At 33.4% G+C, this 19,387-nt stretch carries 17 protein-coding genes; 4 read left to right on the plus strand and 13 right to left on the minus strand.

What is annotated here, in order from left to right:
* Positions 1 to 93: 93 nt before the first annotated feature.
* From BOW57_RS01590 to aspS, 4 genes are all read right to left on the minus strand, one after another.
* The gene (locus BOW57_RS01590) at positions 94 to 288 is read right to left on the minus strand and encodes a cold-shock protein (protein ID WP_007137066.1); all 195 of its coding nucleotides are present in this window, start codon (positions 286 to 288) and stop codon (positions 94 to 96) included.
* Between the two features lie 313 nt (positions 289 to 601).
* Positions 602 to 1,012, minus strand: a complete 411-nt coding sequence (locus tag BOW57_RS01595) for a hypothetical protein (protein ID WP_129052808.1) — start codon at positions 1,010 to 1,012, stop codon at positions 602 to 604.
* Positions 1,012 to 2,874, minus strand: coding sequence for a hypothetical protein (locus tag BOW57_RS01600; RefSeq protein WP_129052809.1), 1,863 nt, complete (start codon positions 2,872 to 2,874; stop codon positions 1,012 to 1,014). The genes BOW57_RS01595 and BOW57_RS01600 overlap by 1 nt, the downstream gene beginning before the upstream one ends.
* Before the next feature lie 6 nt (positions 2,875 to 2,880).
* Positions 2,881 to 4,629 (minus strand): aspartate--tRNA ligase, encoded by a 1,749-nt coding sequence (gene aspS, locus BOW57_RS01605; protein WP_129052810.1) that lies wholly within the window; start codon positions 4,627 to 4,629, stop codon positions 2,881 to 2,883.
* Positions 4,630 to 4,785: 156 nt separating this feature from the next.
* Here aspS and BOW57_RS01610 point away from each other — a divergent pair, with 156 nt between their 5' ends.
* Both BOW57_RS01610 and BOW57_RS01615 read left to right on the plus strand, forming a co-directional pair.
* A complete protein-coding gene (locus BOW57_RS01610) occupies positions 4,786 to 5,778 on the plus strand; it encodes a TlpA disulfide reductase family protein (protein ID WP_129052811.1) in 993 nt (330 codons plus the stop codon).
* Between the two features lie 210 nt (positions 5,779 to 5,988).
* Positions 5,989 to 6,336, plus strand: a complete 348-nt coding sequence (locus tag BOW57_RS01615; protein ID WP_089053697.1) for a toxin-antitoxin system YwqK family antitoxin — start codon at positions 5,989 to 5,991, stop codon at positions 6,334 to 6,336.
* A gap of 49 nt (positions 6,337 to 6,385) precedes the next feature.
* Here BOW57_RS01615 and BOW57_RS01620 read toward each other — a convergent pair whose 3' ends face one another.
* From BOW57_RS01620 to BOW57_RS01650, 7 genes are all read right to left on the minus strand, one after another.
* Positions 6,386 to 7,489, minus strand: coding sequence for a PepSY domain-containing protein (locus BOW57_RS01620; RefSeq protein WP_129052812.1), 1,104 nt, complete (start codon positions 7,487 to 7,489; stop codon positions 6,386 to 6,388).
* Positions 7,490 to 7,553: 64 nt separating this feature from the next.
* Complete coding sequence (locus BOW57_RS01625; RefSeq protein WP_129052813.1) at positions 7,554 to 9,104, minus strand: PepSY domain-containing protein; 1,551 nt, start codon at positions 9,102 to 9,104, stop codon at positions 7,554 to 7,556.
* 6 nt (positions 9,105 to 9,110) lie between these two features.
* The gene (locus BOW57_RS01630) at positions 9,111 to 9,410 is read right to left on the minus strand and encodes a hypothetical protein (protein ID WP_089053700.1); all 300 of its coding nucleotides are present in this window, start codon (positions 9,408 to 9,410) and stop codon (positions 9,111 to 9,113) included.
* A gap of 14 nt (positions 9,411 to 9,424) precedes the next feature.
* Positions 9,425 to 9,757, minus strand: coding sequence for a hypothetical protein (locus BOW57_RS01635; RefSeq protein WP_129052814.1), 333 nt, complete (start codon positions 9,755 to 9,757; stop codon positions 9,425 to 9,427).
* Between the two features lie 63 nt (positions 9,758 to 9,820).
* Positions 9,821 to 12,295 (minus strand): TonB-dependent receptor, encoded by a 2,475-nt coding sequence (locus BOW57_RS01640; RefSeq protein ID WP_129052815.1) that lies wholly within the window; start codon positions 12,293 to 12,295, stop codon positions 9,821 to 9,823.
* Positions 12,296 to 12,511: 216 nt separating this feature from the next.
* On the minus strand, positions 12,512 to 13,750 hold the full coding sequence (gene odhB, locus BOW57_RS01645) for a 2-oxoglutarate dehydrogenase complex dihydrolipoyllysine-residue succinyltransferase (RefSeq protein ID WP_129052816.1): 1,239 nt from the start codon (positions 13,748 to 13,750) through the stop codon (positions 12,512 to 12,514).
* 82 nt (positions 13,751 to 13,832) lie between these two features.
* On the minus strand, positions 13,833 to 16,607 hold the full coding sequence (locus BOW57_RS01650) for a 2-oxoglutarate dehydrogenase E1 component (protein WP_129052817.1): 2,775 nt from the start codon (positions 16,605 to 16,607) through the stop codon (positions 13,833 to 13,835).
* Between the two features lie 116 nt (positions 16,608 to 16,723).
* Between BOW57_RS01650 and BOW57_RS01655 the strand changes: the two genes are divergently transcribed.
* Positions 16,724 to 17,275, plus strand: coding sequence for a hypothetical protein (locus BOW57_RS01655; RefSeq protein ID WP_129022552.1), 552 nt, complete (start codon positions 16,724 to 16,726; stop codon positions 17,273 to 17,275).
* Between the two features lie 51 nt (positions 17,276 to 17,326).
* Positions 17,327 to 17,899: a hypothetical protein gene (locus tag BOW57_RS01660; protein WP_129052818.1), complete on the plus strand. Its 573-nt coding sequence runs from the start codon at positions 17,327 to 17,329 to the stop codon at positions 17,897 to 17,899.
* A 21-nt stretch (positions 17,900 to 17,920) separates the two neighbouring features.
* Here BOW57_RS01660 and BOW57_RS01665 read toward each other — a convergent pair whose 3' ends face one another.
* Complete coding sequence (locus tag BOW57_RS01665; RefSeq protein WP_089053706.1) at positions 17,921 to 18,274, minus strand: hypothetical protein; 354 nt, start codon at positions 18,272 to 18,274, stop codon at positions 17,921 to 17,923.
* 41 nt (positions 18,275 to 18,315) lie between these two features.
* Positions 18,316 to 19,341 carry a LacI family DNA-binding transcriptional regulator gene (locus BOW57_RS01670; RefSeq protein WP_129052819.1) on the minus strand — a complete coding sequence of 342 codons (1,026 nt, stop codon included), beginning with the start codon at positions 19,339 to 19,341 and terminating at the stop codon, positions 18,316 to 18,318.
* Positions 19,342 to 19,387: the final 46 nt, after the last annotated feature.

The following is a 19,387-nucleotide window of genomic DNA, read 5'->3' on the forward strand; positions in this document are numbered from 1 at the left end:
TTTTAAGAAATGAGCAAAAAAAAACGTCTCGATACACATCGAGACGTTTTTAAAACCATTCAGAGGCAAAAAAAATAAATTGCTATATTTTTCTTAGATTACTGCTACTTTAGCAGCAACTTTCCCTTTTCTTCCTTCTTCTTCTTCATAGCTTACACGGTCACCTTCGCGTAATTCTTCCGCGTTAATTCCTGAAGCGTGAACGAAGATGTCCTTTCCTGTTTCTTCGTCTGTAATGAATCCATAACCTTTAGATTCATTGAAAAATTTTACTGTACCTGTACGCATTGTAATTGTAATAATAATTTATAATAAAGCAAATGTAATATATAAATTCATACAAAAGACATTAGGGTGTTAAATTTTTGTAAAAATTATTGATTTCCAGTGTTTTTACGTGGTTTATTGCATCAAATTTTATATGAAATGCCATAATTTGAGAATCGTTAATTGTAAGAATATAAAAACGAGTCGATTGTAGGAATTTGAAATTTTAAGAATTTTTATTTTTAAGTATGTTTTTTCTCTTTTTTGAAAAGTAAAAAAGAGAAATATTTAGTGGTTTTAATCAAAATTAAAGTCTTATTTTAATAATCTTAAGTTATCTGTATTTTGTATAAAGGGTAGTGGAACAAGATTGAACAACGTAATCAGAGATGTATATTTTTTCCTTTTCGATTATTGCTGTATTTGGGGGGATTATAGACCAAATTGTTTTTTCTTTTGCAATTTCTCGCCCGTCTGTCATTTTGAGAATAAAAAACAATTTATACGTTTTTAATTTATGATCAAAAACCGTCGATTTAGAGTTGTTTTTTAGTTCATATTCAATTTCAATTTCTTTGTTTGTGTTTTTCTCAGAAAAGCAAATAGTTTTAACTTGTAAATTAAAATCTTTTTCCTGATCGTCAGCTTGTTGTTTTTCAAAAGCAATGTTTTTTACTGGCGGATTTGGTACTGATATGCAATTGCAAAAAGCAAGGCAGGTTAAAAAGGGTATTATTTTTTTCATTACTTAGAGAATAACATTAATATTCTTAAGATGGATTGGCTGTTATATTGATTTTTAAATTTTGTATTAATGTTCTCGATTTTTTCTCTGGAAAGCGGCATGTAGAATGAATTTATAATTTCATCAAATTTAATGGTTTCTTTCTCATGAAGATTTTTTAAAATAGTACTTCCCATCAAATTGTTGAAGGTCTTTTTATACTGTTTAAAAAGAGATTGGTAAATTTTTGGATGTTCTTTGTATTGACTGTGGTCTTCTGTAGTAAGTTCGTCTGCAAGCATTCCTAAATAAGGAAGATCTATAATGGTTTGGTCCTGAGTAATAAAAACCATCTTAGTCAAGTCTTGAAGATCTTGCTTTTTACTGCTTCTCCCATAATCAGTAAGAATTCCTGCTTGTTGTATAAAAAGCTTATTTAATTCACGTACAAGTTGTCCTAACTCAGATTCTTTGTTATCAATAGTGGATACTTTTAATCTGTTATATAATACATCTGTTAAATCGTGGATACTATTAGATATTTTCAGGATAGTTTTTTTTTCATCTACATTAAAATTTTTCAAATCGGCAACAAGTAATTCTTTGCTTAAGTCATCGTAGCGTTTTGTTAATTTGAAAAAATAAGCATCTGTGTTTTTAAAAAACAGACTTTTATCTTGTTCTTTTTCGTTAAAATCGTTAGTTACACTTACTAAAAAGTCATAGAATTTGGAACACGCCAAAACGTTATAAATAACTTCAATACGATTTTTTTTGATAGCCAATTCTTGTTCTGAAACGTTGCTGTTAATAAGAAGTTTGCCTTTTTTATTGGTGAAGTAAACAGCATCAAAGTTTTGTTTTTTCGAAAAATCATTTTTTTCAAAATCAATAAAAGGTTTGCCTTCTGTATTCAATAAGAAAGCCATGTCCTTAATTTTTTTCTCAGGCATCTCGGTTAAATAGCGATAGCTTTTGTTGTAATCAACAAGTAGTGCTTTATCTTTAAAATCTAGTGCTTTTGCATTATCTCCCAAAGCATAGTAACTGGTTGAGATATTTGCCATTAAAGCCCAATAAATTTTTTTGGTTTTTTTATTGTTTACATCATATTTAGAAACTTCACTTTCCCAAAATTTTATTTTTTCCTCAAGGAGATTTTTTATTTTAAGATAGTTCTCATCTGTGTCTTCTAAATTTCTGGTAAATTCGAAAGCATCCACAGATTGGTTTATTTGGTCAAGATCATCGTCTTTGAATTTGTATAAAGGAAGGGTTTCTTCAATTCTGGTAAAATCAATAGTTTCTTTAATTTCTTTGAAAAAATTGTACAAAACATCTTTGTTATAAAGGTCATAACAATTTTGGTTAATCGTTCCGCTTGAATTTTTAAGAAGTAATTGTATTTGGTTGTTTGCAATTTCTTCTGTTTTAATACTGAAGTTGTTATAAGCACTTACCTCTGAGATAACTTGAGAGGAGTTAAAATCTTTAGTATAAACAACTTCGTTTTTTCGTTTTATTGTAAAATTCAGCTTCGAAGTAAAGACGATTTGGCCAATATAACTGATGTCGTTACCGTTGGTTATTTTTTCTACTTTAGTATCAAGATGCGTGCTGATAGGTTGTATAAATAACAAATAGTCGCTCTGTGTTGGAGCGACTATTTCTAAATTTCTTAAGCTAAGATTGCGAATCGCATAGGCAGAGACTTGATTGTCTATTACGCTGCGTTCTGCAGGATCTTCTATGATAACACCTATTTTATTACTTTCTATTTTTACTTTAGGATATTTCCAATCATAAAATGAGTATAAGACTTGTTTTGGGCTTTGTGCAAAACAGTTTACAACAAAAAGCAGTAAAAAGATTTTTTTTATCATTATTTTTTAGAGGTCTAATTTAATTGAAAGCTCTTTTAATTGTGCGTCGTCAATTGCTGCAGGGGCATCGATCATAACATCACGTCCTGAATTATTCTTAGGGAAAGCTATAAAATCTCTAATGGTTTCTTGACCACCTAAAATAGCAACCAATCTATCCAATCCAAAAGCTAAACCTCCGTGAGGCGGCGCACCAAATTGGAAAGCATCCATTAAGAAACCAAATTGAGCTTTTGCTTCTTCTTCAGTAAATCCTAAATATTTAAACATTAACTGTTGTGTAGCTTTATCGTGAATACGGATAGATCCACCGCCAATTTCGTTTCCGTTTAAAACCATATCGTATGCATTTGCACGAACTTTTCCTGGTTCTGTTTCCAGCAAAGCCATATCTTCTGGTTTTGGAGATGTAAACGGGTGGTGCATGGCGTGGTAACGACCGCTTTCTTCGTCAAGTTCTAATAATGGAAAATCTACAACCCATAATGGAGCAAATTCTTCAGGTTTACGTAAACCTAAACGAGTTGCTAATTCCATACGAAGTGCTGAAAGTTGTGCACGGGTTTTGTTTGCTGGACCTGAAAGAACAAAAATCATATCTCCAGGATTTGCTTCTGTTGCTTTTGCCCAGTTTGTTAAATCATCTTGATCGTAGAATTTATCTACAGATGATTTGTATGTTCCGTCTTCGTTACATTTTACATACACCATTCCTGATGCTCCAACTTGCGGACGTTTTACCCAGTCAATTAATCCGTCGATTTCTTTACGAGTATAATTTCCTGCTCCCGGAACTGCGATTCCCACCACTAATTCAGCTGCATTAAATACAGGGAACTCTTTGTGTTGTGCAAATTCATTTAACTCACCAAACTTCATCCCAAAACGAATGTCTGGTTTGTCATTTCCATATGTTTTCATAGCATAGTCGTAGGTAATTCTTGGGAATTTTTCTACTTCAATGCCTTTAATTTCTTTTAATAAATGTCTTGTCAAACCTTCAAAAACATTCAAAATGTCTTCTTGCTCCACAAATGCCATTTCGCAATCGATTTGTGTAAACTCGGGTTGACGGTCTGCACGTAAATCTTCGTCACGGAAACATTTCACGATTTGGAAATATTTATCCATTCCGCCCACCATCAATAATTGCTTGAAAGTTTGCGGAGATTGTGGCAATGCATAAAATTGTCCTTCGTTCATACGACTTGGTACAACGAAATCTCTTGCTCCTTCTGGAGTTGATTTGATTAAGTAAGGCGTTTCAACTTCGCAGAAATCTAAATCAGATAGATATTTACGAACTTCCATCGCTACTTTATGACGAAACAATAAGCTGTTTTTTACAGGATTTCTACGGATATCTAAATAACGGTATTTCATTCTGATATCTTCTCCACCGTCCGTTTCATCTTCAATTGTAAATGGAGGAGTTAATGCCGAATTTAAAATAGTCAATTCAGAAACTAAAATTTCAATTTCACCAGTCGGAATGTTTTTATTTTTGGCTTCACGCTCAATAACAGTTCCTTTTACCTGAATTACAAATTCGCGGCCAAGAGTTTTAGCTAATTCAAAAACGGTTTTATCGGTACGAACTTCGTCAAAAATAAGTTGAGTGATTCCATAACGGTCGCGTAGATCGACCCAATTCATAAATCCTTTATCGCGTGATTTTTGAACCCAGCCCGCAAGTGTAACTTCGGTATTAATATTTGAAGCGTTTAATTCGCCGCAATTATGACTTCTATACATGATCTCAATTTTAGATTGCAAAAGTAAACACAAAAAACAAAATAATATAGTAAAGTGATAACTTGATGCTTATAAATTTTAAAAATTTTGTTAATTCTAAAATTTTGATGTGTAATTTCTTTAGATTTGAATCAGTAAAAACAAATATAAATATCTATGAAAAAACTTTTTGTTACTGGTCTGTTGATATTTGGCACTTTAAGTGTTGTTGGACAATCCAAAAATCAAATAAAATTTACAGCCAAAATTGCGAATAGAAATAGTGACACTCTTGTTATTAGAGGAAAAGATAATTTTAAACAAGTTATTCCGATTAACAAAAAGGAAACTTTTGCAGCTTCTTTTGATGCGCCAAAAGGATTTTATGTGTTTTCAGACGGAACCGAATCGTCTAGGTTATATTTGAAACCAAATTCTGAGGTAAACTTAACAATGAATGCCAAAGAATTTGATGAAACTATTGTTTTCAGCGGTAAAGGGGTTGAGGAGAGTAATTTTTTAGCACAGCAAGCCTTAAGAAACGAAAAACTTGAGGGGGCTTTTTCTAAAGAACCGGCTGAGTTTACAACAATACTAGAAGCTAAGAAAAAAACTGATGTTGAAAGTTTAGAGAAAGGAAATTTTGATCCAGAATTTGTTACTGCTATGAAAAGTAATCTTGAGCGTTTTAATCAATTCGCAGTTGAGAATTATGAAAGAGCGGCAAAAGCAAATAAAATGAACGGAAAGCCTTCGCCAGAGTTTGATTATGATAATTATAAGGGAGGAAAAACAAAATTGTCTGATTTAAAAGGCAAGTATGTTTATATTGATCTTTGGGCAACTTGGTGTGCACCTTGCAGAGCCGAAATTCCTTACCTGCAAAAAATTGAAGAGAAATACCATGGAAAAAATATTGAGTTTGTGAGTATTTCTATCGATAAGGCAAAAGACAATGAAAAATGGAAAAAGTTTGTAGCTGATAAAAACCTTGGAGGCGTACAGCTTTTTGCGGATAAGGATTGGGAATCTGAATTTGTTGTAAATTATGGAGTAATGGGAATTCCGAGATTTATCTTGATTGATCCAAAAGGAAACATTGTGAGTTCTGATGCTGAAAGACCTTCATCTCCAGACCTTCAAAAGCAATTAGATTCGTTATTAAACTAATTTAAGGATTAAATTTACATCGTTATCGTAATTTTAGTTTTTGATCAAAATACCAGTAAAACCAGTGCCTGAGCGCTGGTTTTTTTGTTTTAGGTAAAATTCCAATGTTAAGTTTTTATCCAATGTTACCAAATTGTTAAGTAAAAGTTTTTTTAATGTAAACAAATAAGTATATTTGATAAAGATTTGAAAACATTAATACCTAAAGATATGAAAAAGAGTATAATTTTAGCGGCGCTATTGTTCACTGGAATAGTAGTGGCACAAGAAGCAAAACCAGAATTAGAAGCTGTTGGGAACAAGGTAAAAGCTATTTATTACTATGATAATGGCAATGTTCAACAAGAAGGCTTCTTTAAGGATGGTAAATTAGACGGTGTTTGGGTATCTTATGACGAAAAAGGACATAAAAAAGCCGTTGGAGAATACACAGACGGAGTGAAAACTGGAAAATGGATTATCTTTAATGAAAACAATTTAAGCGAAGTAGCTTATGTTGACAATAAAGTAAGCTCAGTTAAAAACTTGCAGAAAAATGCTTTAGCAAATAGAAACTAATTTAGTTTCTAACAATTTATAAAAAAACCGCTTCTAATGAGCGGTTTTTTTATTTCTTAGATTTTTTTCGTCTTCCAAACCAAATAACAAAGCCTGTAACAGGAAGCGCAGAGGCAATTAAGCTTACCGTAAAGGCGAGTATTTTTCCAGGCAAATCTAGGACTTGTCCTGTGTGTATGCCATAATTCATTTCGACAACTTTTAAACCTAAGCTTTTTGAATGATAGGGATCACTTTGAATTAATTTTCCATCATAAGGATGAAAATAATAATTGCTTTGATGATCGTATCTTAACGTATGCGGATATGCTCCTGTATTAATAATGTCTCCTTTTTGCTGTGGAAATGTTACAAAGAGCATTTCGGCTTTTGGCTGCATTTTCATGGTTTGAATAAAAGCACGATCTATTGCTGTAATTGAATTAGAGGTGAATTTTGTTGTATCGATTATTGGTGCTTTTGTCTCAATTGCTTTGTCACCTCCAAAATTGAAGGTTTTGTATATTCCGTCACCAACCCATTCATATGTAAATGTTAAACCAGTTACAGCAAGAACAAAAGCGATTATTGCAATATAAAAACCGGATGTATTGTGCCAGTCATAATTAACACGACGCCATTTTGCAGACCATTTTACGGTAAAACTTCTTTTAATATCGCTTCTTCGTTTTGGCCACCATTGAATTATTCCAGAAATTAATAACAGAATAAAAATAATTGTCGAACCGCCTATAATATGTTTTCCAATATAATCAGGCAGTAATAAATACAAGTGAATGTATTCGACAATAATAAAAAAATCTGTTTTTGGGTTTTCAGTTTTTAGATATTTACCAGTGTAGGGATTAAAATAGAGGTATAAATTTTCAGTATCAGAATAGGTATAAACAATAGCAGAGCGATTTTTTCCGTAGTAAGAAACCATACTCGATTTGTTTTTTGGAACAATTTCTGCTGCTTTTTGCTGCAAAATCGACGGCATCAAAAAAGGTTTGTTCTGCGGTTCAACAAAACGCCATTCTTTACGAGTAATGTCTTTTATCTCATCATGGAAACAAAAAATACAACCCGTAATACAGACTATAAAAACAATAAGCCCGGAAATTAATCCGAGCCATTTATGTAAAAAACGTATTTGTTTTGTAAATCCCATTTTTTGATTAAAAACGTAAAAGTATACGCAAAATCAATAGAGGACAAATTATTTAAGCTAATTTTTAGACTGTCACCTTTTTAGGTTTTAAATGATAAGCCGTATAAAGAGTTATAGAAGCTAGAACAATCCAGAAAATATCGATGAAAAAGATTTGGATTTTGTTTTCCATAAACGAATTCCAAAACCAATTTCCAGAAACAATTCCGTTTGTCATTGGAATTAAAAACCCTAAAATACTTCCTGAGATTAGGCAGAATTTATTAGTGAAAGCATCATTCTTTTTAATGATAAAGAATATTGTAAGCAATAACCATCCTCCAAAATAAACAAGAAAAAGATTGTCTTTAGTTAATGGATAAAAAACTTTTACCACGATAAAAGCAAGTGCCGTGATTGGGTACATGCTTAAGCAAATAGCCAGATAAATGCGAACAACTGCTGCGTTAAAACGTCTTTTCTTTTCAGGTAAATTATTTTTTTGTCTGGCTACCAGCCAAATCATAACTCCTGAAATAATTACAAAACAAGTTATTATACCTAGAACGAAGCTTACTATTTTTAGGGCATATCCTCCGTAGTCGCCATAATGAATGCGATATAAAACATTTTTTACAACATCAATGTAAGTGGTTTGTGTAACTGGATTTTTTCTGGCGATTTCTTTTCCGTCAGAAATACGGTAAACCACTTTTCCAATTCCAGTGAATTTTTTATGATTTGGTAATTCGCCTTCTACTAAAACATGCATGTTTGCATCGCCGTAGTTTTGAATAAACACTCGTGTAATCTCAAAATCAGACCAGTTGCTTTTTGCTTTAGCAACTAATTTATTGATGTCAAAAGGTGTGGCTAATTTTTTATTGTCGAATTTATAATCAGGATCGTTATACTCTAATTCTTTGTATAATTTATCCTGATCGCCTTTGTATAATGTCATTACAGCGGGTGCCACAATTAAAAGCTTAATCATAAAAAAAGCACCTGTTACAGCATAAACAAATTGAAACGGAAGTCCGATCATTCCTAATGCCGTATGTGCATCTGTCCATAATGTTTTTAATTTTTCCTTTGGACGGAAAATGTAAAAATTAGAAACAATTTTGTTCCAATGTAATAAAAGACCTGTTATGATTGCAAATAAGAAAAACAAAGCTGTAAATCCTGAAAGATAGTATCCAACTGGATAAGGAATCTGCGCAAGGAAATGAAGACGATATAAAAATTCTCCTAGAGAATAAGACTCTTCGTAAGTGAATGATTTAAAGTTTTTATTATCCAGATAAAAGAATGATCCTTCTTTTTGTTTGGCTGGAGCCAAAGTATCTTTGGTGCCTTCCATATAAACCGCAACTCTATTTTGAACAGATGGTTTAGATATGGTAATATTTCTTCCGTGTAAAACGTGTTTTTTGTCAAGATTTTTTAAAGCGCTATTGTAGTTTAATTTGATTTCGCTTGTAACAGCGGTAGATTCACTTCTTTCCCAATTGATGATTTCATCTCTAAAAAAAGAAAAGGACCCCGCGAAAAAGATCACAAAAAGTACAACGCTGATAACAATACCGCTGACAGTATGTGTATGAAAATAGATATTATAATGACGATTGTTCATAGGTAATTACACTGCTGGATTATAAGTTTGACCAAGATAAATAAGTAGAGAAAAAACTAAGGAAAGTAAAATGTAAATGCCCCAGATTTTCCATCCGCTTTTTGCTAAAAATGCAACAATCATTAAAACAACCCAAAGTATGAATCCGCTAAAAGCCATTGTCATTAATACTTCAGGGCGACTAAACCATGATGCTAATGCTAAATGAAATGTTGTAGAAACAAGATAACCGCCAAGTATTGCGGCAGTTATTTTGGCAAAACGCGGCCAAAATGCAGGGGTTAAATATTTTGAGTTTGCTGGCATTGGTTAGTTATGGTTTAATAATAATAAAATTCTAATAGAGCAATAATAATTAGTACAGCTATTAGTGCTTTGCTGTTTACTTTTTTTAATGGTGCAAGAATGATAATAAGACTTCCAATTGTCATTAATTGAATGAAAAACATCAAAGTTCCACAGCAAAGTGATTGTGTAAATAGCCACATTGCATAAGCAGTAACTAAAAGAACTAATCCCGTAATTTTGGTTTGCTTTGGATTTTTTTTCATCCATTTTTCAAAACCTAAATCATAAGATAAAACGGCTCTTTTTGAGGTGTAATAAAGTGTATAAAAAGCTAAAAAAACGATAAGACTGGCTATTGTTATCATAATTTCATAGAATTTTAAAAAACACCTTTCGCTTTAACCGAAAGGTGTTTTGTTATTTGTTTATTAGAATCTATAAGAGAAACTTGCGATCAAAGCTCTGGCATCTTTTGGATGTACTGTTGACCATCCATCATATATTTCTTTGTTTGTAATGTTGTTTAATTTAAGTGTGATTGTAAATTTTTCAACATTGTAAAACAGCGATGAATTTAAAGCTGTATAGGCTGGTATTGTAAATGTTCCTGCAAGATTTCTGTTCATGATCATGTTATCACCAACATAATTTCCTCCAAAGCCTAAACCAAAACCTCTAAGTAACCCGTTTGTAAATTTGTAACTAGCCCAAAGGTTTGCCAGGTTTCTTGGTCCTGAATCTTCAGATCTGTGTCCTACAAAATCCGGATCTCCTTTTGTTAAAACAGCATCATTATAACTGTACCCTAAAACAATATTTAAACCATTAATTGGGTTTGCAACAAACTCTGCTTCAAAACCTTTATTTCTCTGAGCTCCATTTTGATATGAAGTCTGATCGTTTGGCAATTCAGCTGTTGGATCTGCAGGATCTATATAAGGAGTTTCTATTACATAAACTTTATCAGAAACTTGGATATCATAATAGCTGAAAGTAGCGTATAGTTTGTCTTTAAACAGGTTCAATTTAGTTCCAACTTCAAATTGGTTGGCACGCTCAGGATTAAATATAACCGGTGTTGTTACATTCGAAATACGGTTTTGTCCCGGAGCAACGTTTACGAATCCATTCATGTAATTAGCAAAAATGGAAACTTTGTCTAAAATTGGCTGATACACTAATCCTAATTTTGGAGAAAAAGCAGTTTGGTTGTATCCTTCATTTTTGGCATTCATGAAACGGTCAGCACGTAAACTTAACATTGCAGAAAATGCAGGTGTAAAGTTGATGACGTCAGAAACGTAAGCGCTATAAACTTCTTGTTTTGTGTTATTGTTATTTCTTGGACTGTTTGCAATAAGAGCGTCTGATCCTGCTTTTGTTAAATCTCCAGAATCTCCGTTTGTTTGTTTTCCAATAATGTTGTTAAACGTTTGTAAGTCATTTCCAATGTACACAAGACCATTTGCAACATATCCTGAACTGCGATCAGAAGATGTTCTTTTGAAATAATCAAAGCCTACAACGATTCTGTTTCTGAAATTTCCAATTTTGAAATCACCATTAAAGTTCTGCTGGATATCTGTTGTTATATTTTGATTGTCCTGATCTGTAAATTGTCTGCCTAATACAATTCCATCTTTAAGTGATTTGAAAAGAGGGTTACTTGTACCTTCGTATAAATAAGTATAATTTCCTTGTGATTTTGCTGAACTAGTAGAAAACACAGTTTGAGAACTCCATTGCTCAGAAAGTTTATAATTCATTTGAGCCTGAATATTGTATGAAGGAGTTTTCATTGTTAGTTCATTACTCGTGTAAGAACGTTTATTGTCGTAATTTAACTCTTTAATATTATGAACTCTTAATGGATTCCCTCTATCTAAAAACAACATAGTTGGGTTTGTAGCTTCGCTGCTCATAAATTCAGTGTTCACTAAGAATGATAATCTATCATTTACTTCATAAGATAACGAAGGTGCTATAAAATAAGATTCTTTGAAACCTGCATCCTGAAAACTTTCTTGTTTACTGTAAGCTGAATTTACTCTGAAGTTTAAAGTCTTTTTATCATTAAGAGGTGTGTTTAAATCTACAACTGCACGGTGTAAACCATAGCTTCCGGTTGTGTAATTTACTTCTCCTCCAAATGTTTTATAAGGTCTTTTTGTAGTGGTATTAATTAAACCTCCGTAAGAGATCAAACTGCTTCCAAACAAAGTTCCTGATGGTCCTCTGATAATTTCAATTCTGTCAATATTGGCTGGATCTAAACTTCCGTTTGTTAAACCAGGTAAACCATTAACCATTGTTGGCTGAACCGGGAATCCTCTTAAAGAGTAATAAGCGGCTCCGTCTCCGGCACGTCCTGTTGCAGCCCAAAGCGGTGTAATACCAGATGCATTTTTTAAAGCATCATCAAAATTAGTTACAACTTGTTCTTTTAATAATTCTCCTGTAATCGTAGTATATACTTGTGGATTTTCAAGATTTTTAAGAGGTAATCTTGATACCTGTTGGTTATCTTTACGAACAAAACGATTTTTTCTGCCATTTACCACAACTTCAGTTAATTCTTCAGAGTTTGAGGTGATGTTAAAGTTTGCTGTCAGCTCTTCACCTGCATTAACTGTTATTTTTTTCTCTATTGATGAATATCCAATAGCCGAAACTTTTAAAGTGTATGTTCCTGGTTTTACATTTTTGATTTTATAATTACCATTTTCATCAGTAATTGTCCCAAATCTAGTTCCTTTTAAAGCAATTGAAATTGCTTCTGCAGAATCGTCGCTGCTTACTGTGATTTTTCCCTTTACAGTTGCTTTTTCTTGTGCTGAGATAGTTACGCTTGCCAGAAGAAAAAAACAAAAGCTCAAAAGAGAAATTGTGAATTTATATTTCATTACTATTTAGAATTGATTTTAATAGCGCAAATTTAAACACTGATGAGCAACTACACAAGTTATTTTTATTTATTCTAAATTAAATCTTTTTTAAAGGTCAAAATTTCCATTTCTGTAAAAAATTAACACCTTAAGCAAGATTTAAGCTAATAGTAAGAAAAAAAGCCTGTTCAAATAAATGAACAGGCTTTTTGATTTTATTAAAAAATAATGAAATTACAATTCTAAAGCACGTTTAGCATCGCCATTCATTAATAATTCTAATGGATTTTCTAATGCTTCTTTTACAGCAACTAAGAAACCAACAGACTCACGTCCATCGATAATTCTGTGGTCGTAAGAAAGAGCAACATACATCATTGGGTGAATTTCAACTTTTCCGTTTACAGCAATCGGACGCTCAATAATGTTGTGCATTCCTAAAATTCCTGATTGAGGAGGGTTGATGATTGGAGTTGATAACATACTTCCAAAAACACCACCATTTGTGATTGTAAAAGTTCCTCCAGTCATATCGTCAACAGTAATTTGACCATCACGAGCTCTTAAAGCTAATCTTTTAATTTCAGCTTCAATTCCACGGAAAGTTAATAGTTCAGCATTACGAACAACAGGAACCATTAATCCTTTTGGTCCAGAAACTGCGATAGAGATATCAGCAAAATCATAAGCGATTTTGTAGTCACCATCCATCATTGAGTTAACATCTGGGTATAATTGTAAAGCTCTAGTAACTGCTTTTGTAAAGAATGACATGAAACCTAAACCTAAACCACCATGTTTTGCTTTGAAAGCATCTTTGTATTCATTACGAATTTGGTTGATTGGTGTCATGTTTACTTCGTTGAAAGTAGTAAGCATAGCCGTTTCGTTTTTAGCCGAAACTAATCTTTCTGCTACTTTACGACGTAACATAGATAATTTTGTACGTTCAGTTCCACGGCTTCCTCCAGTTGGAGTTCCCATAGAAGGTACTGCATTTACAGCATCATCTTTAGTGATTCTTCCACCTTTTCCAGTTCCAGAAACTGTTGCAGGAGCAATGTTTTTTTCGTCTAATATTTTTCTTGCTGCAGGAGATGGAGTTCCAGCTGCATAACTTGTTGCTGCCGGAGCTGCTGCTGGAGCCGGTGCCGCTTTTGGAGCTTCTGCCTTTGGTGCCTCAGCTTTTGGAGCTTCAGCTGCTGGAGCCGCTGATGCGCCACCTGCAGGTTTTGCTGCATCAGTATCAATTAAACAAACTACAGCGCCTACTGCTACTGTATCACCTTCTTCAGCTTTTAGCGTAATAACTCCGCTCATTTCAGCAGGTAATTCAAGAGTAGCTTTATCTGAATCAACTTCAGCAATAGCTTGATCTTTTTCTACATAATCTCCGTCTTTTACTAACCAAGTTGCAATTTCAACTTCTTTTATTGATTCCCCTGGTGATGGGACTTTCATTTCTAAAATCATCTTTGTTTTTGTTTAAGGTTTGTATTGCTTAAGATTTAGAGAGTTTGGCTGGTCTTTAATTCTTAAACGTTAAACTAATTTTTTATCTGAATAAATTTTTATCGAATACCATTCTAATTGCATCTGCGTGACGACGTTTTGCACGTGTGTAACTTCCTGATGCTGGAGCAGAGTATGCTTTTAATGATGCTAATCTCCATTTTACTAGATCAAAGTTCATTAACATAAAGCTGTAAGCTCCCATGTTTTTAGGTTCTTCCTGAGCCCAAACATAATCATCAGCATTTGGATATTTTGCAATGATTTCTTTGATCTGCTCAACTGGGAAAGGGAATAATTGCTCGATACGAACAACTGCAACATCATTTCTTCCGTTGTTTTCTCTTTCTGCAACGATGTCATAGTAGAATTTACCAGTAACAAATACTAACGTTTTCACTTTCTTTTTATCTACTGCATTGTCATCAATTGTTTCTTGGAAACTTCCGTTTGCTAACTCATCAACTGTAGATACGCATCTTGGATCACGTAATAAACTTTTTGGAGAGAAAACAACTAATGGTTTACGGAAATTCGTTTTCATTTGTCTTCTCAATAAGTGGAAGAAGTTTGCTGGCGTTGTACAATCGGCAACATACATATTATGTCTTGCGCAAAGTTGTAAGTAACGCTCCATTCTTGCAGAAGAGTGCTCAGCACCTTGTCCTTCATATCCATGAGGTAATAATAAAACAATACCATTTTGGTTGTTCCATTTATCTTCACCACAAGAAATGTATTGGTCAATCATAATTTGAGCTCCGTTAGAGAAATCTCCAAATTGCGCTTCCCAAATAGTTAATGCTTTTGGATTGGCTAATGCGTATCCGTAATCAAAACCAAGAACACCATACTCTGATAAAAGAGAGTTGAATACACCGAATTTTCCTTTTTTGTTTTCAATAGAATTCAATAGGATTACTTCTTCTTCAGAATCTTCAACTTTAACTACAGCATGACGGTGAGAGAATGTACCACGCTCTACGTCTTGACCAGAAATACGAATATCAAATCCTTCTGTTAAAAGTGATCCGTAAGCAAGAGCTTCTGCAGTTCCCCAATCAAGAGTATTATTGTCATATCCTGTTTTTCTATCAGTAACAATTTTACTTATTTTATTGATGAACTTTTTGTCTGATGGTAATGTTGAGATGGTATTGATGATAGAATCTAATCCTTTTTTGTCAAAAGTAGTATCTACTTTCTCTAACATTTGTGTATCTGTTACTTGAACAAATCCATCCCATTCGTTTTTCATGAATGGAGTAATGATTGTTAAGTCTTTTTTACGAGAAGCTTCTAAGTTTTCTTCTAAAGCAGATTTGTATTCTTTTTCTAAACCATTTACATAAGAGGCATCGATTACGCCGTCAGAAAGTAATTTCTCTGCGTAAATGTCTCTTGGGTTTTTATGTTTAGCGATGATTTTATATAATACCGGCTGTGTAAAACGAGGTTCGTCACCTTCGTTATGACCGTATTTTCTGTATCCTAATAAATCAATAAATACGTCACGTCCAAACTGCATTCTATAATCTAATGCAAAAGATACAGCATGTACAACAGCTTCAGCATCATCAGCATTTACGTGCAATACTGGAGATAAAGTTACTTTAGCAACGTCTGTACAGTAAGTAGATGAACGAGCGTCTAAGTAGTTAGTTGTAAATCCAACTTGGTTGTTGATTACAATATGGATTGTTCCTCCAGTTTTGTAACCGTCAAGTTGTGCCATCTGAATGATCTCATACAAGATACCTTGTCCTGCGATTGCAGCATCTCCGTGTACAGCGATAGGCAATACTTTTGAGAAATCATCAGCATAATATTTATCTTGTTTTGCTCTTGTAATACCTTCAATTACAGCTCCAACAGTCTCTAAGTGAGAAGGGTTTGGTGCTAAATTGATGTTGATGCTTTTTCCTGATCTTGTTTTTTTGTCAGCCGTAAGACCTAAGTGGTATTTTACGTCACCGTCAAAATATTCTTGATCGTAATCTTTACCGTCAAACTCACCAAAAATATCCTGAGTCGATTTTCCGAAGATGTTTGCTAAAACGTTCAAACGACCACGGTGAGCCATTCCCATTACGAATTGTTCAACACCTTTTTCAGCAGCTTGCTCGATCAAAGCGTCAAGAGCCGGAATGATAGATTCACCACCTTCTAATGAGAAACGTTTTTGTCCAACATATTTAGTATGAAGGAAGTTCTCGAAAGAAACAGCTTGATTTAATTTATTTAAGATTGTTTTCTTTTCTTCTGTAGAGAAATTAGGCTGATTAACATTTACAGCTAATTTATCTTGAATCCATTTTACAACGCCAGGATTTCTGATATACATATACTCAATACCAATATGCTGGCAGTAAATAGCTTGAAGACGATTTACGATATCCTGCAATGAAGAAGGTGTCATTCCAATTGTTTGTGCAGCATCAAAAACAGTAGAAAGATCAGCAGTTGATAATCCGAAATTTTCGATGTCTAAAGTTGGAGATGAAGTTCTACGGTCACGAACAGGGTTTGTTTTTGTAAACAAGTGTCCGCGAGTACGGTATCCGTCAATTAATTTTAGTACGTTGAATTCTTTTTGCAGTTTTTCTGAAACCAAACTGCAGTCTGCGTTGCCGCTAGTCACATATTCAACAATCTGTTGAACTGGATTTTCGTCATTATAAACCGTCTGTCCAAAGTCAAAACCTTGAAAAAAACTTCTCCAGCTTGGCTCTACGCTGTCTGGGTTTACTAAATATTGATCGTATAATTGTGCGAAAAACTCTGTATGCGCTGCATTTAAAAATGAAAACCTATCCATAATATTAGTGAATATACTTTTTGTTAAATAGAATGGCAAAAGTACAACAATCGCCTTTATTTAAATCTTTTTTTTACGTACTTTTACGTAAAAATTTGTTAAAAATAGACTTAACTATGAATAAAATTCAATTTTCAATCGATTGCAGATCTTTTTTTGTGATTATAGCAGTCTTGTTTTCCAGTTTTACATTTGCACAGCAGAAGTATGTTATAGATAACAGTAATCATTTTTGGGACAAGGTTCAATTTGGAGGCGGACTTGGTGTTGGAATTGGTTCAGGTTATACCGATATTTCTGTAATGCCAAGTGCAATTTACAATGTCAACCCAATTGTATCGGTTGGTGTAGGATTGCAATTTGGCTATTTATCATCTAAAAATTATTACGATTCATTCGTTTATGGAGGAAGTTTAGTTACACTTGTAAACCCGATTCCAGAAATTCAATTGTCTGCAGAGTTAGAGCAGGTAAGGGTAAATACAGATTATGACTCGACTCCATACAGACCAAGTTATTCTGATAATTATTGGAATACTGCGTTGTATCTTGGTGCTGGTTACAGAACCGGAAGTGTTACCATTGGCGCACGATACGATGTTTTGTATGATCCAGACAGAAGTCTTTACGGATCTGGATTTATGCCTTTTGTGAGAGTTTATTTTTAAAGATGCTAAGGCGCTGAGATGCTGAGATTCTAAGTTTTTAAATGCAGAAATTTGAAGAAGATTATTTTTATAATTACAGTAATTATGGCTTTGGGCTGTAACAATTCTAAGAAGTCAGATGTTGATAATAAAGAGGAAATGGTTGCAAAAAAAGAGTTGCGACCTTTTTTTGATTCGGATGAAATCAATCATTATTTTGTGGATTATACTCTTGAAAGTATAATTGATTTTGAGGAAAAAAGTAAAAAATCAAAAAAACATCAAGAGTTTGAAGATTTATTTATGGGATATTTTCCTGATAGTATTCCTAAAAGAGATTTTGAAGAAATTTTGATAAGTCATAATTATAAGAAATCGAATCTTACTATTAAGCAGCAAAAGGAAATTGAAAATGTATTCAGTCAAAAAGATTCGCTACAAATGAGTGCTTATGCCTGTGTTCCTGAATATCGGGATATTTTTATCTTCAAAAAGAAAGAAAAGACAATTGGGATAGCAAAAATCTGTTTTAAATGTGGTCGTTTCCAAATTATCGGAAGTGAAATTGATACCCAGTATTTTGGACTTTTTGAGGAATTAGATAAATTACATAATATCGTTCGTTCCAATGATAAAAAAACTTAGAACCTTAGCCCCTCAGTACCTTTACTTATAATAATTCCTAAACCAAACCTTTTGCCATTCTCTTTTTAAAATCAGAAAAGCAACCTGTTCAGCCAAGATTACTAAATCAGAACCATCTAGTTTTTTGATTTCGTTTTCAGAAACATCAATGATATAAAGCAGATTTAAGTATTCAGCAAATTTGTACTGAATCATTCTGTAGATTTTTTCGTGCAGCTGAATTTTTAGTTCTTCGGGAGAAACACTTAAAGGGAAATCGATTCCTTCATTGGCCAAATTAAAATCTTTGTTGATCTGCTCAATCAGACTTAAATATAAGTTTTCTCTCTCGGCATCAGCCAATAAAAAATCGGTATTTTCAGGAATCGGAAACATTGATGCTTTTTAAGAATTGAGGCAAAGTTAAAACTAAAAAATCATTTTACAGTCGATTCTCGTTCTATGATTCTCGTTGGAAGTTCTATAATTTGATGCGTTATTGGCCGATGCTCTTTCATATCGGCAATTTCATCAATTAAAATAGAAACTGCAGTGTGTCCCATTTCAAATCCAGGCTGATCGATTGTCGTTAATTTAGGCGAAATAACGGTACTCATAAACCAGTTGCTAAAACCAAAAACCGCCACCTGATCCGGCGTTTTGATTTCCGCCTCATTAAAATATTTTATAATGCCAATGGCAACCAAATCGGTAATGGCAAAAATGGCGTCTATATCTGGATTCTCGGTCATTATTTTTTGGGCATTTTCGTAGCCGTCCTCAAAATCAGTGTTGTTGTCGCAAACATAAACCAACTTCGAATCATACTCAATTCCGTGTGCTTCAAGGGCTCTTTTATAGCCAAGAAAACGATCAATCGAATTTTGCGGCACATACGAACCCCTAAAATGCGCAATTCTTTTGTAACCTTTATTAATAAGATAGGAAACAGCATCAAAAGCCGCTTTGGCATCATTAATCACCACTTTAGAACAATCTACTCTTTTGGCAATTTTATCAAACAAAACAACAGGCGTGTTTTTACGAATGGCTTCATTAATATGAGAGAAATCATCGGTCTCGTTCGAAAGTGACATTAAAACACCGTCAACCCGCTTTTGAATCAATAAAGCAAGCTGTTTTTTCTCCATCTCATATTTTTCGTTCGATTGTAATATGATAACCAGATAACCTCTCTTTTCGGCTTCTTCTAAAATTCCGTTTAAGACGCTCGAAAAAAAGTGGTGAACAGTTGCAGGAATAATGACACCAATAGTTTTGGTTTCGTTGGTTCTTAAATTAACCGCAACAGAATTAGGCATATAGTTCATCGTCTCGGCCATTTCGATTACTCTGGCGCGGGTCGATTTACTAATGTCTGTATATCCTTTTAGCGCTTTTGAAACCGTTGTAACCGATATTCCTAATGCTGAGGCTATGTCTATTAATTTTGTGTCATTCATGAAATAAATGTACTAAAAAATAAACTGCATTGATGAAAAAATAATT

Origin of the sequence: Flavobacterium sp. YO64 (assembly GCF_004119505.1) — a bacterium.
Taxonomy (GTDB): domain Bacteria; phylum Bacteroidota; class Bacteroidia; order Flavobacteriales; family Flavobacteriaceae; genus Flavobacterium; species Flavobacterium oncorhynchi.